The sequence below is a fragment of the Arthrobacter sp. B2060 genome (assembly GCF_059090445.1).
In genome coordinates this window covers 159500-173872 of record NZ_JBNHFR010000010.1, presented here as the reverse complement: position 1 = coordinate 173872, position 14373 = coordinate 159500, and the positions used below count along the sequence as shown (strand labels likewise).

The following is a 14373-nucleotide window of genomic DNA, read 5'->3' as shown; positions in this document are numbered from 1 at the left end:
GTCAGTGCCGGCTGTTGCCGTTGGGATGGGGGTTGGGCGGGTTAGTTGATAGCGGGAGGGGCCGTGGAGCCGCGTTCGATCAGCCGGTGCGGCATAATCTTCGGCCCCAGGTCGCGGGAGCGAAGCAGTTTCTTCACGGCCATCCGGCCCATCTCCTCGAGCGGCTGGGCCATGGTGCTCAGGGGCGGGTGGACGTGCAGGGCAGTGGAGGTGTTGTCGAAGCCGAGGACGGAGACGTCTTCCGGGACACGGCGGCCCCGTTTCTGCAGTTCGTTCACCACGGCTGCGCCCATCTCGTCACTCATTGCGAAGATCGCGGTGAGATCCGGTTCCTGGGCCAGGAGGTCATCAAGGCCCGGGGCGCCGCTTTCGTAGAAGAAGCTGCCGGTGGCGGTGACGGGGGTGCACTTGGCCTCGGCCATGGCGCGGAGGTAGCCGCGTTCCCTAGGCTGGGCCACATACATCGAGGCGGGGTCGCCGGCGAGCAGGCCGATGCGGCGGTGGCCGAGCTTCAGCAGGTGACGGGTTGCGTCGTAAGCTGCCTGCTCGTCGTCGATGGCCACGCTGGGTGAGCCGGACCTGTCGCTGATGGCCACGGAGATGATGGGGATGTTCGGCCCCAGCAGCTGCCGCGTTTCGGACGTGATGACTGCGGAGATGAGGATGACGCCGGCCGCCCGATAGGTGCGGAGCGTGCGCAGGTACCCGGCAATATAGGCCGACTTGGCCCCGGTGCGGCCCAGCATCACGGCGTAGCCGCGCTCCTGGGCCTCGGCTTCGACGCCCTGCATCACCTGGGAGGCGAGGGCGTCCGACACCATGGGTGCCAGCAGTCCGATCACGGAGGTCTGCCGGGTTTTCAGGCCGCGGGCCAGATAGTCGGTTTCGTAGCTGAGGCTGCGGACCGCGTCCTCCACGCGCTCGCGGGTTTCGGCGGAGTAGCCCACCAGTCCGTTGACCACCCGCGAGACGGTGGCGGGCGATACGCCGGCGTGCCTGGCGACGTCCCTGATGGTTACCACTGCTTCTCCTCGGCCGGTGCTGGTTCGTGTGCAAAACACGGCGACGTAAACGGTTTACGTAATCGGTTTCGTGATCTGCTGCACCAACACTAAACGGAGGGGAACGGGATTGTTGTACGTTTCGTAAACGGGGGATTCATCGGCGGTGGCGACAGGTCCAAGGCTCTTCGGCGTCAGTCCGGGCGCCCATCAGTGTCCTTGTCCTCCACAGGAAGTGCCGTGTCGGCGGAATTCCCTGACGAGATTTGCCGCTTGACCTGCTCAAGCTCATCTTTGAGCAGGTCAACGGTGGCACGGTATTCTTCGAAGTCCGCCGTTCGGCGCCGAGCCACGGAGTAACTGATGCCGGCGGCGAGAATGGCAAGCGGGAAGGCCACCAGCAGGGCCCAGCCGGACGCAGCAAAGAAGTCCAGGGCTACGGGAAGTGCCTGCTTGAATGCCAGGAAGTCGTTCACCCCGCCGACCACTCCGTTCAGGGCGGAGTCCAGGGGGCCCAGAAACTGCCCCACGACAGGCGTCCCGGAAAACGACGGAGCGCTCAGCGGCGGTTCTCCCCCTGCAGACCAGCGCGAATCACTGAAATGGTTCAGGACGTAGATCCCGGCGCCCGCGTTGAGGGCCGCGAAGAGCAGGACGGAACCAAGCGCAGTCCAATGAAGCCTGTGCGGACGCCAGACGCCGGCCACCAGCGCGAAGACGGTGGCGGCAACCCAAGAAGAAATGCGGAGTTCGTCGCGGCTCATGCCACCCAGTAGATCCAAGGAATTCCCCGCCCCTTACAGTTGGAGCCAATGCCTGTCCCCTTCCAAGCGAGCCTATCCCAGTCACCCCGGGCATGCCGCGGCAGTTATGGAAGGCACCGGGCTAGGCGTCGGAGATCCTCATGCCCGGGTCGCGTTTTCCGGGGAACGCGGTCCGGAGCTGTGCCCGGAACGTCAGCGGGCTGCGCCGGCTGACCGCGATGACAGAGAGCAGGCCCGTCAGCAGCACGATGGCGCCGCCGGCGGCCACCGACCAGCGCGCGCCGAATTCCGTGCCTATCCACCCCATGAGCGGCGCTCCCACGGCGGTGCCGCCCTGGAGGACGGCCAGGTAGAGGGCCAGCACGCGCCCCCGGAACTGCGGCTCCACGGAGAGCTGGATGCTGGTGTTGCAACTGTTCAGGAAGGTGATGGAGGCCAGGCCCACCGGTATCAGCACCGCGGCGTAGAGCCAGAACGACGGCGACACGCTGCCTACCAGCGTGAAGAACCCGAGTCCGAGGGCCCCGCCGAGCAGGAAACGCAGCCGGGGGCCGGCCCGGCGGGCCGCGAGCAGAGCGCCGGCCAGGGTTCCGACGGCCATGATGGAGCCCAGCAGCCCGAATTCACCCGGCCCCACTCCGAACTCCGCGGTGGACATCAGCGCGTTGGTGATGGGGAAATTCATGCCGAAGGCACCAAGGATCCCCACCATGACCAGGATGAGTGTCAGGTCCGGCCGGCCCCGCACGTAGCGCAGGCCCTCGGCTACCTGGTGCTTGCCGCGAACCGCCGGCGTGGCCGGGGTCAGCTCGGAGGTGCGGATGCGGAACAGCGAGATGATGACGGCGGCGAAACTGGCTGCGTTGAGCAGGAAGACCGGTCCGGTGCCCACCCAGGCGATCAGCACACCGGCGATGGCAGGACCGGTGAGCCTCGCGGTGTTGAAGGACGCGGAGTTCAGCGCCACCGCATTGGCCACCTTGTCCTGCCCCACCAGTTCGGAGACGAAGGTCTGGCGGGCCGGGGCATCAATGGCGCTGGCCAGTCCAAGGCACAGGGCGGCCAGGTAGGCATGCCACAGCTGGGCGGTGCCCGTGACCACCAGGAGCCCAACGGCCAGCCCGCACAGGCCCATCGCGAGCTGTGTCCACAGCAGGATCAGGCGTTTGCGGTGCCGGTCTGCGAGCACACCGCCGTAGGGGCCGAGCAGCAGCATCGGCAGGAACTGAAGGCCCGTGGTGATGCCGACGGCGGTGCCGGAATGGTCGGTGAGGACTGTCAGCACCAGCCAGTCCTGGGCGATCCGTTGCATCCACGTGCCGATATTGGAGACGAGCGCCCCGCCCGCCCAGATGCGGTAGTTGGGGTTCTCCAGTGCCCGGAACATGGCGCTCATTTGGCGCTCAGCTGCTGCATGATGGCGGCGGCGCGGCTGAGGATCTGGCGGTCCTCGTCGCTGAGTCCGGCCACGCGTTGGGCCAGCCAGGCCGTCCGCTGTTCCCGGGCCTCAGCCAGGACATCCTTCCCCGCCGGAGTGATTCCCACCTGGACCTGGCGGCCGTCCGCGGGGTGGGCTGTCCGCGTGACAAAGCCTTGCTCAGTCAAGGCGTTGACGATCCGGGTCATGGACGGCGCCTGCACGTGCTCGCGTTCCGCCAGTGCGCGGAGGGTTTGCGGGCCGTTGACGTGGAGTTGGGCCAGGACCGTGTACTGGCCGGGCGTGATCACGTCCCCGGTTGCCTCCACGCGGAGCCTGCGGGAGGTGCGCATCACCGCTGTCCGAAGGTCGATGGCGAGAATGTCCGGCGTGATGCTGTCCCTGGGCTCCCGGTCCGTTTCCCTCACTGTGCGTTGCGCCTCCTGCAAAATTTACTTAGCAATGCTAATTAGCTCCGCTAACCATTATGCTCCTGCGGGGTGCAGGCGGCAAGTGAGGGGGTTGTAGGTCCGGTTCGCGCTGCTGGTCAGCTGGTGAGGCTCTGCTCTCGCAGGATGTCGCCGCCAGCACGGTTACATGTTGGGGTTCAGCGACTCCCGCAGTTGTTGCAGTGCGTCACGGACCACGGGCTCGGATCGATGGATCTCCCTCACGTTCATCCCGGTAAACTCTTTCACTGCACGGCGCATGCTTTGCACATTGGTGAATCCGCACGATGTCGCTATTTCTGAGTAGGTGATCCTTTGGGCGCCGGCCTGAAGGAGCAGCTCGAGGGCTTTGCGCGTTCTCAAGGCGCGTATACGCTCACCCAGGTGGAGTTCTTCATTCTCGAAAAAGTAGAACAGAGAGCGACGTGAGAGGTTGAACCTCTCGGCGATCAGTGCCACGTCAAGATCGGGGTTTTCATAGCTGGCGTCAAGGTATTTCTTCACAGCCCGACTTAGGGCCGGTTTCTGCGCCTCATCGTCGATCGGCGTTTCGAGCAGGGAGCCCACCAGGGTGGCCATCACGGATCGGAGGATGTCTGCGGTTCCCGCCGCCTCCCGGTCGATGCCCGGCCGCTTCCAGCTCATCAGCGCGGGGATTACGAAAGTGCCCACAATGGGGTGTTTTGCAAGGTCAGGCAGGCGAAGCAGGGAGCCTAGCGCGGAATCGCTCACATTCAGGCTGCTGCGGTCGATGTTGAGCTGCAAGGCATGAAAGCCTTCGGGCGCATCGAAACTGCCGCCCAGCGAGGTATCGATGAACCTGACAGATCCCTGTGGTACTGGCTCAGGCACGCCGTTGAGAGCGAGGGTTAGGGCCGGCGCTTTGCGGAAGTAGGCCAGGCGCAGATCCCTGGTGTCGGGATTCGGCGCCCACGAGCCCAATGCGGGACCATTGAACATTTCTATGAGGCTGAAGCCCTGCCCGGCAAGATTAATGGCTGAAGGATTGAAGGACAGAGGAGTCTCGCGTGCCGACTTTTCCAGCCGCATTGGGGTTTCGACGGCACTGCCATACCACGCCCGCCAATGTTCGAACCTTTGTTCGGGATTGAGCCCCTCGGGCACTGTATACCGTCGCAGGCGGCCGCTGTTCCCGGTAGCGGATTGAGGCATGCCATCCTCCTTTTCACCAGCTGAAGTTTCATGGCGGCAATGGGAGTGGCGGCTACGTCTTGAGGAATCGGTTGCGGTGGGCTCACAAGGTTGGCCAGAAAGGACCTCAGCTCTTATGCCTATTTTACCTGTACTCATCTTTGATCAGGGCGTTGATGGCCCTAGTGCCCACACCCCCCACGACGGTATGGCCGCCGTTGGTTTGGGTGAGCATGCGGTGGATAGCCACATGTTCCGCTTTCTGCAGATCGTCGGTCTTTTCGTGTCCGCCGAAATGCAGCATGGTTGTGAGCTCATTGACTCGGTGTGGGGCGAGGGCATATTCGACGGCCAAGATGCTGGCCCCAACCACTCCAGCTTCCGGCCCGGTTTCGGATCGGGTGATATTCAGGTGCTGGGTAGCTAACGGCGTTGAGCGTGCATAGACCGTTTCACGGATACCGGCGATCAAATGTTCTCCTGATTGTGCAAGCGATCCGCCCACGACAATTAGTGAGGGATTGATGAAGCTCACACACATGTTGAGCATTTCCCCGATGTCGCGGCCAGCCTGCCGAACGGCTTGAATGGCAGCCAAATCGCCCGAACGGACGAGCGAGACGACGTCGTTTCCTGTGGTGGCTTCGAGTCCATTTTCACGGAGCTGCGCGGCGACGGCCGGAGCGCCTGCAATGGCCTCCAAGCAGGCGGTTTTGCCACAGCGGCATTGAATTCCTGCCGCCCTGGAAACGGCAATATGGCCAACGTCTCCAGCGACTCCTGCCGCGCCTCGCTGCAGCATTCCTCCACTGACAACCCCTGAGCCGATGCCTGTGGCGACTTTGAGGAAGATCATGTTGTCCTCCTTGGGCCAGCGGGTCGCCCGCTCCCCGAGCGCCATGAGATTGACATCGTTATCGACGAGTACGGGAACGTCAAAGGTCTGCTGAACGTAAGCGGGGACATCGAATCCATCCCATCCCGGCATGATCGGCGGACTGGTCGGCTTTCCCGTGGAGTGTTCTACCGGACCGGGTAGCCCAATGCCAAAGGCGACGATGTCCGTTGCCGGACGCTTCATCGCTTTCAAATGGCCCGTCAGCGTCATCGTTAGCCAGTCCAGAACAGCTTCCGGTCCACACGAAATCTCAAGTCGTTCAGTGGTTTCCACGAGTACCCTTCCGGATAGGTCCGCAAGAGCCACGGTCGCGTGTGTGGCACCGACGTCAGCGGCAGCGGCCACCCTTGCACTGGGGTTGAAGGCCAGGCGCGCCGATGGGCGGCCTCCGGTGGAAGCCGCATCTGACACGGGTACAACGAGCCCCAGCTTTAGGAGCGGCTCAAGGCGAGAACTGATGGCAGCTCGACCCAGGCCCGTTATTCCGGCAAGGTCTGCCCTGGTTCGCGGGCGTCCGTCCCGAAGGATCCGCAAAAGTTCGCCGGGGCCGCCGTTGTCCATTGTCTCTCCATTTCGGGGCTCGAAAGAGGTGAATGGTGAGCTTGAGATCTGAAACATCAGGCTCACAGGGCCCCGAGGGGGCCTCATCTCCACTCAGTGTCAAGGTGCCCACTCGTTCCCGTCCACTCGTCAATGCCGCCAGCATCAAAAAGTGCAACTTAGGTGTGCATTCCACGGCCAAGAGCGTCAAAAGGTGCAGACTTTTGCTGGGTGCCTGACTAAAGCCACGTGGTGCGTGTCACTGTTTCGGCATGGAAAACAACAGAACCACGACAGCCCCCTCCCGGTTACGGGCCGGCTTCGTCGGTGCCGGGTTCATGGCTGAGGTGCACAGCAGAGCCGCCCGTGCTGCCGGCGCGGAAGTCGCCGGCATCGCGTCCTCGAGCCTTGCCAGTGCCGCCCGTGCCAAAGACCGCTTGGGCGTCGAGCGCGCTTACGCCTCGGTCCAGAACCTCATCGAAGACGACACGATCGACGTCATCCACGTCTGCACCCCGAACTCCACCCACGTCGCGCTGGCGGAGGCCGCGCTGAAGGCAGGCAAGCACGTTGTCTGCGAGAAGCCGCTGGCTACCAATGTGAAGGATGCCACCCATCTGGTGGAGCTCGCGGCTACGGCCGGAACGGTCGCGACCGTTCCCTTCGTCTACCGGTTCCACCCCATGGTGCGGGAAGCCCGGGAACGCATTGCATCAGGCCAGACGGGACTGATCTCCACCATCCAGGCGTCCTATCTTCAGGACTGGCTGCTGGCCCGAGACGACGACAACTGGCGGGTGGACGCCGGTCTCGGTGGCCCTTCGCGGGCGTTCGCCGACATCGGGTCTCACCTCTGCGATCTCCTCGAATTCGTGAGCGGGGACCGGATAACACGGGTCAGTGCACTGAGCCGCACACTCTTCTCGCGCCGGGCAACCCACAAGGACGTCCAGACCGAGGACCTCGTCGCGGCTGTATTCACGACTGCGAACGGCACCGTGGGAAACCTCCTGGTCAGCCAGGTTGCGCCTGGACGGAAAAACCGCCTGATGATCGAGATTTCGGGTTCGGAGAGCACCCTCCAGTTCGACCAGGAAGCCCCGGAGACGTTGTGGCTTGGCAAACGGGCCGGTTCCCAGCTGCTTGTCCGGGACCCGGACGCGCTTAGCCCCGAAGCGGCACGGCTCAGTGTCCTGCCGGCAGGGCATCCGCAGGGTTATCAGGATGCCTTCAACTCATTTGTCGCCGATACCTATGCCGCAATCGACGGGAATATCCGCGATGGCCTGCCGACCTTCCGGGACGGCCTCAGGTCAGCCGTCCTCACCGAAAGCATCATCGAATCCAGCAACGGCGGCGAGTGGGTCGACGTCCCCGCTGTGAAACAACTAGAAGGAGTGCAGCAATGAAAATCATCCAAGTGTGCCTCGGCACATGGGGCGCCCAGGGCTTAAGGAAGGCAGTAGGATGATCCGATCTCTCGATCGCGTCAAGCGGTCACGCATCGTAGCGGGCTTGGGAGCCGCGCTCACCGTAACCCTGTTGGCAACCGCATGCACGGGCGGGTCATCAGCACCCAATACCGCGGCAGCCAAACCGGCAGAGCTGCGGATGCTCTACACCACCGATGAAGCCAACAGCGCCGCCGTCGCGTCGCTGGTGCCGGAGTTCAAGGAAAAGTTCGGCATCGATTTGAAGATCGACAACCAGCCGTACGACGCGTTGCAGCAGAAGGTCTTCTCCGAATTCGCTTCCAGCAGCAGCTACTACGACATCGTCGTCGTCGACACTCCGTGGGCGCCGGCCCTGGTGCAGAACCTCGAGCCCCTGAGCCAGTACCTCGAGAACGGGGCCCTGAACCCTGACGGCCCGCAGTCCAACGTGGGTGACTTCATCCCCAAGGTGTTCTATGACACGACCGTCTACAACGCTGATTCTCCGATCAAGCGCTACCCGGATCCCACGGCCAGGCCCGACACATCCGCGATCAAGAACGCAGGATTCGACGTGTACGGGATGCCGATCCAGTCGAACGTGGCTGTCATGGCCTACCGCAGCGACCTGTTCAACGACCCGGTCCAGAAGGCGAATTTCAAGGCCAAGTACGGTAAGGACCTCACCGTCCCGAAGACCTGGGACGACTATGCCCAGGTGGCGGAGTTCTTTACCCAGCCGGACAAGAAGCTCTACGGCACCACGGTCATGGCGGGTGTCGGCGACTGGGCCACCGATGACTTCAAGACCCTGCTCGCCTCCCAGGGCGGGGACGGGACCTTGGCGGACGAGAACGGCAAGCCCACGTTCGACACGCCCGAAGGAGTCCAAGCGCTGGATTACTACGCCAAGCTGGCGCAAAGCGGACATGTCCCCCCGGGCAGCACGTCAGCGGATTGGGGTACAACCGCCGAATCGTTCGGCAGCGGGCTGACCGCGATGACGATCAACTACCACGACCTCAAGCTCGGTGACAACGTCAAGGGAGGCACCATCGGCTATGCCCCGGTGCCCAGCGCGAAAGCCGCCGGACCCCACTTCGGGACCTGGATGCTGAGCGTCAACAAGAACTCCAAGAACAAGGAATGGGCCTACCAGGGGATCAGCTGGCTGACCGCCGCCGAGCAGCAAACGACGATGACCGCCAAGTCCCTGCACCCCAGCCGGACCTCCGTCTTTGCCGAAATCAAGAACGATAACCCCCTCGCACCCTTCTACGACACGCTCGGAAAATCCCTCGCAGTAGGCGTTGGCCGTGCCCGGTTGACCAACTACACCGAAGTCAGCCACGAGGTGGCCGTCGCGGTGAACAACGCCGCAACCGGCGCTTCCTCGCCATCGGATGCACTCAAGTCCGCGTCGGAGAAGGTCTCGGCCCTCCTTAAATCGGCCGGCTACTAACCCATCGGACCGTTCAAGGTCGCCCAAGGAGTATCGATTATGAAAGCAACCGCCGCACCATTGGATGCGACTTTGACGGTTGACGCTTCCCGCCGCGCGGACGGCCTTGCCACGGCCGGCCCGCGGGGCAGGAAGCCGCTGACCTGGAAAAAACGTTCGACCCCGTGGGCTTACATGGCCCCGGCCATGTTTGTCCTGCTGCTGATGACGGTGGCCCCGGCCATTTTTATCTTCTACTCGGCCTTCCGCAACGACAAGATCCTCGGGGGCGTGGGCAAATTCGTCGGACTGGATAACTTCATCACGGCGGTCACCAATGCCTCGGTCCAGCACGCATTCCTGATCACGTTCGGCTTCGTTGCGGTCGCGGTGATCCTGGAGATGATCCTGGGCTTTGCCTTGGCACTCCCGCTAGCGGCCCAGACCCGCGCCAACAAGGTCGGGGCCGCGCTCATGCTGCTGCCGTTCGCCGTCACTCCGGCGGTCGCGGCCATGGTCTTCAAGCAGCTGCTGAACCCCAACTACGGGTGGGTAGGCTACTACCTCGGCGTCTTCGGATTCCCCCAAGGCGTCGACCTGCTCGGTGATCCGACATCGGCATGGATCGTCCTGGTCATTCTCGACATGTGGCAGTGGACCCCGTTCATCGCCCTGATCCTGATGGCCGGCCTTCAGTCCCTGCCGGGGGAACCCCGGGAAGCAGCCATGGTCGACGGAGCGACCCCATGGCAGATGTTCCGGCACATCACCTTTCCGGCCATGGTGCCGTTCATTGCCATCGCGGCCGTGCTGCGGACCATCCAGGCCTTCAAAACCTTCGATTCGTTCAAGATCCTCACCGGTGGCGGTCCCGGTGAGTCCACCGAGATCATCAACCTGGGCATTTTCCGCGTCGGCCTTCAAAGCTTCAACGTCGGTCTCGCCTGCGCCCTGGGCGTGGTCTTCCTGATCATCCTCTCGCTTCTTATCCCATTCATGCTGCGCATCATCGGCCGCCGAGCAGACCCCGAGGAAATGTAATGACAACGACATCATCGACCAGCCGCGCGGGTACCGTGGCACGCGTCATCATCGGACGTACCTTTCTGTGGGCATGGCTCCTAGTCGGCCTCGTGCCGCTGCTGTTCATGTTCATCACGTCCATCAAGCCGGCCGGGATCGCGAACCAGATCCCCCCGGCCTGGATCTTCCAGCCCACCCTGGACAACTACGCCTCCGTACTGTCAGCTGGCGGCGGCAAATCCGAAAGCTTCGGTCAGCTGCTCACCAACAGTGCAGTCGTCAGCCTCGGTGCCACCGCGCTGGCCATCATCGTGGGGGTCCCGGCCGCCTACGCCCTGACGATGAGGGATTTCCGGGCCCGCAAGGGACTCTCATCCTGGATCCTGTCGACCTACATGTTCCCTCCCATCGTCGCCGTCATCCCGGTCTTCGTCTTCGCCGGCAAGCTTGGGCTTATGGACACATATCCGGCCCTGATCATCCCGTACGCTGCCTTCAACCTGCCCATCGTGGTGTGGATCCTGCGCAGCTCGATCCTGCAGCTGCCCTATGAGATCCAGGAAGCAGCCATGGTCGACGGCGCCTCAACATGGGAGGTCCTCCGCCGGATCATCTGGCCCCTCCTTGTGCCGTCCGTCGCCACGGCCGCCGTACTGACCATCGTCCTGTCTTGGAACGAATTCCTGTTCGCCCTGTCACTGACCCGCAGCGGGGCCAAGACCGCTCCGGTGGGCCTGCAGCAGTTCACCGGTATGTACGGCACGGACTGGGGCAACATCACCGCCGCCGCGACCCTGATCGTCGTGCCGATCCTAGTCCTCATGGTCGTGCTGCGCCGCCAGATGGTCGCCGGCCTCACCTTTGGTGCAGTCAAGTAAATGAGTATTGGAGAAGAAACGATGAAAGCAGTAATCCTCCCCGGTGACAAAAGAGTCACCGTCGCGGAACGCGACGTCCCGGAGCCGGGACCGCATGAGGTGCTGGTGCGGACCCGTGCCTCCGCGATCTGCCGCAGCGACATGAGCATCTACTACGGCAACCCGATCGTCGGCGGGGAAGGTGCCGGCCACGGTTCGGTCATACCCGGGCACGAGGCAGCCGGCGAAGTCGTCAAGGTCGGAAACGCCGTGACCCACGTCAAAGAAGGCGACCGTGTCGCCGGCTACCTCGCCCTGGGCTGCGGCTTCTGCGAGTACTGCCTCAGCGGCTACATGATGCTGTGCAACCAGTGGAAATGCTTCGGTTTCGACGTCCACGGCGGTGACGCCGACTACTTCGTGCTGCCCGAGCGCAACTGTCTTCAGCTCCCTGACGAACTCAGCTTCCGCGCCGGGGCGGTGATGACCGACATGGTCGGCAGCCAGTACCACGTGCAGAAGCAGCTCGGAGTGGCCGGCGGAAAAACCGTCGCCGTCTTCGGCATGGGACCAATGGGATCGGCCGCGGTACTCATCGGCAAAGCCTTCGGCGCCCGCGTCATCGCCGTCGACGTCATCGACCACCGGCTCGAACAGGCCAGCTCGCTCGGCGCCGACGCCGTCATCAACAGCACAACAGCCGACGCCGTCCAGCAGATCCGGAACCTCACCCAAGGCCGCGGAGCGGACGTCTGCATCGATTGTTCCGGCAACCCCGCCGGGCAGAACTCGGCCCTGGACGCCGCCGCCAAGCTAGGCGCCGTCGCGTTCGTCGGTGAGTCGCGGGCCACGCAGATCAACCCAAGCGACCAGATGCTCAGAAAACTGCTCACCGTCGTCGGCGGCTGGTACTTCCCCATCAGCGACTGGGAAGAAATCGTGCGCCTCGTCATCGACCAGAAAATTCCGGTCGAGAAGCTCATCAGCCACGACTTTTCCATCGATCAGGCCGAGGAAGCCTTCCGCGCCTTCGACCAGCGCGAAACCGAAAAAGCCGTCTTCGTCTGGTAAACCCGTCAGACCCTCCGAAGGAGAGAACCCATGTTCAGATATGCCGCCGAGCTCGTCCCCTACCACGACCACGGCTTTGAAGACTCCATCCGCGACCTTGCCGATATCGGCTTCAAAGAAGTCAACCTCTGGTCCTCCGCCGCACCGCTGGCCCACCACGTCAACCCGGGAGATGACCCCGGCAAAATCCTCGGAGTGCTGGACAAATACGGGATCAAACCCTGCGGCCTCACAGTCTACGGAAAGACCCAGGACGAAATCCTGGAACGTGTCGATTTCGCCGCAGACCTCGGAATCGACACCCTCATCTTCGACTGCGAAGCCAACTACCCCGACTTCGTCTCCACCTTCCTGCCACCCATCGTCGAAGCAGGAGCACGTCGCGGAGTCCGGATCGCGGTCGAAAACCATCTCACCGTCCCGTTCGCCGCCGATTTCGAATCCGGCGCCAACGAAGACCAGCGATGGGACGAAGGCGTTGACACCCTCGCCCAGATGAAACGGCTCATCCGCGACATCGACGACCCCTACCTCGGCATCTGCATCGCTCCCCCGCACCTGTGGGTGATGCAGGACACCATCAGCGAAGCGATCACGTTCCTCGCCGAACGCAAACGGCTCTTCTACTACTACATCTGGGACATCGACCGCGCCTACCGCCACGGCACAGACGGGCTGAACTTCGGTCCCGCCGACCAGCAACTTCCCCGCCCCGACGGAACACTTGACCATTCCGTAATGCTGGGAACGCTGCACAGGGTTGGGTATGAAGGCGTCACCAGCCTCAAATGCCACGGAACGCAGGGATGGAGCTTCGGAAAAATCGGTGAACACCTTCGCGCGTCCGACGCCTATGTCAGGGACTGCATGAAGAAAGCCCAAGCCATCTGAGAATCCCGGACTCACCACATGGTCCGGGGTCTGCAGCGGCAATCGCCGGTATTTTCCCGGCCGTACCCGACCTGCAGTCCCCGGACCTCAAGAACGGAAATCCGAAAAGGCAGCAAGCTTTGCAATAGCCGGACCAACAACCTTTGATCCGGACACGTCGACCCGCAGCCGACGCCCCGACCGATACCCTCGCCGAAGGAGCCTGACATGCCTCGCCCGTACACCCTGTTCACCGGCCAGTGGGCCGACCTGCCCTTCGAGGAAGTCGCGCGCCTGGCCTCCGGCTGGGGCTACGACGGCCTCGAGATCGCCGTGTCCGGGGACCATCTGGACGCCTGGCGCTGGGACGAGCCCGGCTACGTGGAGTCCAAACTCGCCGTGCTGGAGAAGTACAACCTGAAGGTCTGGGCCATCTCGAACCACCTCAAGGGCCAGGCCGTCTGCGATGACCCCATCGACTTCCGCCACGAGGCCATCGTCGGGCCCAGGGTCTGGGGCGACGGGAACCCCGAAGGCGTCCGCCAGCGCGCCGCCGAGGAAATGAAACACACCGCACGGCTCGCCAAGGCCCTGGGCGTGGACACCGTTGTCGGCTTCACCGGTTCCTCCATCTGGCAGTACGTCGCGATGTTCCCGCCCGTGCCGGAAAAGGTCATCGACGCCGGGTACCAGGACTTCGCGGACCGGTGGAACCCCATCCTGGACGTCTTCGACGAATGCGGGGTCCGCTTCGCCCATGAAGTCCACCCGAGCGAGATCGCGTACGACTACTGGACCACCGTCCGGACCCTGGAGGCCATCGGACGCCGCGAGGCGTTCGGGCTCAACTGGGACCCCTCGCACATGATGTGGCAGGGCATCGACCCGGTCTCCTTCATCTGGGACTTCAAGGAGCGGATCTACCACGTGGACTGCAAGGACACCAAGCTTCGCATGACGGGCCGGAACACCGTCATGGGCTCGCACCTGCCCTGGGGCGACCCCCGCCGCGGCTGGGACTTCGTCTCCGCCGGACGCGGCGATGTCCCCTGGGAATCCTCTTTCCGCGCCCTCACCGCCATCGGCTACACGGGCCCCATCAGCATCGAATGGGAAGACGCCGGCATGGACCGCCTCCACGGCGCCCCCGAAGCTCTCGCCGCGCTCAAGAAGTTCGATTACCCGGCATCGCAGACAAGCTTCGACGCCGCCTTCAGCAGCAACGATTAATTGTCGAGCACAGAAAGACCACTGTTTGGTCTTGTGTATGAGGAGTCAGCATGTGTACACACGCCTATGACCAAGTTTGCCTTCACTCGCCCCGGCTAGTCCGGGCAGCTCTCTTGCTGTCCGATCGTGACTGCTTTCTCGAGTTTGAGTACAGCGGAGAGCTTCCATGCACGGGAACTTTCATCATGGGGATAGAGATGATCGTCGGGGACCGCGGCGACGTACGG

The 14373-nt window shown here is 63.3% G+C and carries 13 protein-coding genes; 7 read left to right on the top strand and 6 right to left on the bottom strand.

Annotated elements, in window-relative coordinates:
• Positions 1 to 41 precede the first annotated feature (41 nt).
• The 6 genes from AC5RUM_RS17035 to AC5RUM_RS17010 form a co-directional block, all read right to left on the bottom strand.
• Positions 42 to 1022, bottom strand: coding sequence for a LacI family DNA-binding transcriptional regulator (locus tag AC5RUM_RS17035; RefSeq protein ID WP_494036047.1), 981 nt, complete (start codon positions 1020 to 1022; stop codon positions 42 to 44).
• A 173-nt stretch (positions 1023 to 1195) separates the two neighbouring features.
• Complete coding sequence (locus AC5RUM_RS17030) at positions 1196 to 1765, bottom strand: hypothetical protein (RefSeq protein WP_494036046.1); 570 nt, start codon at positions 1763 to 1765, stop codon at positions 1196 to 1198.
• Between the two features lie 121 nt (positions 1766 to 1886).
• The gene (locus AC5RUM_RS17025) at positions 1887 to 3161 is read right to left on the bottom strand and encodes an MFS transporter (RefSeq protein WP_494036045.1); all 1275 of its coding nucleotides are present in this window, start codon (positions 3159 to 3161) and stop codon (positions 1887 to 1889) included.
• A complete protein-coding gene (locus tag AC5RUM_RS17020; protein ID WP_494036079.1) occupies positions 3158 to 3535 on the bottom strand; it encodes a MarR family winged helix-turn-helix transcriptional regulator in 378 nt (125 codons plus the stop codon). The genes AC5RUM_RS17025 and AC5RUM_RS17020 overlap by 4 nt, the downstream gene beginning before the upstream one ends.
• Before the next feature lie 240 nt (positions 3536 to 3775).
• Positions 3776 to 4804 carry a helix-turn-helix domain-containing protein gene (locus AC5RUM_RS17015; RefSeq protein ID WP_494036044.1) on the bottom strand — a complete coding sequence of 343 codons (1029 nt, stop codon included), beginning with the start codon at positions 4802 to 4804 and terminating at the stop codon, positions 3776 to 3778.
• 124 nt (positions 4805 to 4928) lie between these two features.
• Positions 4929 to 6242 (bottom strand): ROK family transcriptional regulator, encoded by a 1314-nt coding sequence (locus AC5RUM_RS17010; RefSeq protein WP_494036043.1) that lies wholly within the window; start codon positions 6240 to 6242, stop codon positions 4929 to 4931.
• Between the two features lie 251 nt (positions 6243 to 6493).
• On the opposite strand from AC5RUM_RS17010, the gene AC5RUM_RS17005 reads away from it, so the two are divergent.
• From AC5RUM_RS17005 to AC5RUM_RS16975, 7 genes are all read left to right on the top strand, one after another.
• Positions 6494 to 7630, top strand: coding sequence for a Gfo/Idh/MocA family protein (locus tag AC5RUM_RS17005; protein WP_494036042.1), 1137 nt, complete (start codon positions 6494 to 6496; stop codon positions 7628 to 7630).
• A 58-nt stretch (positions 7631 to 7688) separates the two neighbouring features.
• The gene (locus tag AC5RUM_RS17000; protein ID WP_494036041.1) at positions 7689 to 9116 is read left to right on the top strand and encodes an ABC transporter substrate-binding protein; all 1428 of its coding nucleotides are present in this window, start codon (positions 7689 to 7691) and stop codon (positions 9114 to 9116) included.
• A gap of 39 nt (positions 9117 to 9155) precedes the next feature.
• Positions 9156 to 10136, top strand: a complete 981-nt coding sequence (locus tag AC5RUM_RS16995) for a carbohydrate ABC transporter permease (protein WP_494036040.1) — start codon at positions 9156 to 9158, stop codon at positions 10134 to 10136.
• Positions 10136 to 10996, top strand: a complete 861-nt coding sequence (locus AC5RUM_RS16990) for a carbohydrate ABC transporter permease (protein WP_494036039.1) — start codon at positions 10136 to 10138, stop codon at positions 10994 to 10996. The genes AC5RUM_RS16995 and AC5RUM_RS16990 overlap by 1 nt, the downstream gene beginning before the upstream one ends.
• A gap of 21 nt (positions 10997 to 11017) precedes the next feature.
• On the top strand, positions 11018 to 12046 hold the full coding sequence (locus AC5RUM_RS16985) for a zinc-binding dehydrogenase (protein ID WP_494036038.1): 1029 nt from the start codon (positions 11018 to 11020) through the stop codon (positions 12044 to 12046).
• Between the two features lie 30 nt (positions 12047 to 12076).
• A complete protein-coding gene (locus tag AC5RUM_RS16980; protein ID WP_494036037.1) occupies positions 12077 to 12937 on the top strand; it encodes a sugar phosphate isomerase/epimerase family protein in 861 nt (286 codons plus the stop codon).
• Positions 12938 to 13144: 207 nt separating this feature from the next.
• Positions 13145 to 14146, top strand: a complete 1002-nt coding sequence (locus AC5RUM_RS16975) for a sugar phosphate isomerase/epimerase family protein (RefSeq protein ID WP_494036036.1) — start codon at positions 13145 to 13147, stop codon at positions 14144 to 14146.
• Positions 14147 to 14373: the final 227 nt, after the last annotated feature.

Coding starts and splice junctions, on each gene's coding strand:
- AC5RUM_RS16985 (WP_494036038.1), top strand. CDS start 11,018: ATGAAAGCAGTAATCCTCCCCGGTGACAAAAGAGTCACCGTCGCGGAA.
- AC5RUM_RS17025 (WP_494036045.1), bottom strand. CDS start 3,161: ATGAGCGCCATGTTCCGGGCACTGGAGAACCCCAACTACCGCATCTGG.
- AC5RUM_RS16995 (WP_494036040.1), top strand. CDS start 9,156: ATGAAAGCAACCGCCGCACCATTGGATGCGACTTTGACGGTTGACGCT.
- AC5RUM_RS17005 (WP_494036042.1), top strand. CDS start 6,494: ATGGAAAACAACAGAACCACGACAGCCCCCTCCCGGTTACGGGCCGGC.
- AC5RUM_RS17010 (WP_494036043.1), bottom strand. CDS start 6,242: ATGGACAACGGCGGCCCCGGCGAACTTTTGCGGATCCTTCGGGACGGA.
- AC5RUM_RS17030 (WP_494036046.1), bottom strand. CDS start 1,765: ATGAGCCGCGACGAACTCCGCATTTCTTCTTGGGTTGCCGCCACCGTC.
- AC5RUM_RS17000 (WP_494036041.1), top strand. CDS start 7,689: ATGATCCGATCTCTCGATCGCGTCAAGCGGTCACGCATCGTAGCGGGC.
- AC5RUM_RS16980 (WP_494036037.1), top strand. CDS start 12,077: ATGTTCAGATATGCCGCCGAGCTCGTCCCCTACCACGACCACGGCTTT.
- AC5RUM_RS16975 (WP_494036036.1), top strand. CDS start 13,145: ATGCCTCGCCCGTACACCCTGTTCACCGGCCAGTGGGCCGACCTGCCC.
- AC5RUM_RS17020 (WP_494036079.1), bottom strand. CDS start 3,535: ATGCGCACCTCCCGCAGGCTCCGCGTGGAGGCAACCGGGGACGTGATC.
- AC5RUM_RS17015 (WP_494036044.1), bottom strand. CDS start 4,804: ATGCCTCAATCCGCTACCGGGAACAGCGGCCGCCTGCGACGGTATACA.
- AC5RUM_RS16990 (WP_494036039.1), top strand. CDS start 10,136: ATGACAACGACATCATCGACCAGCCGCGCGGGTACCGTGGCACGCGTC.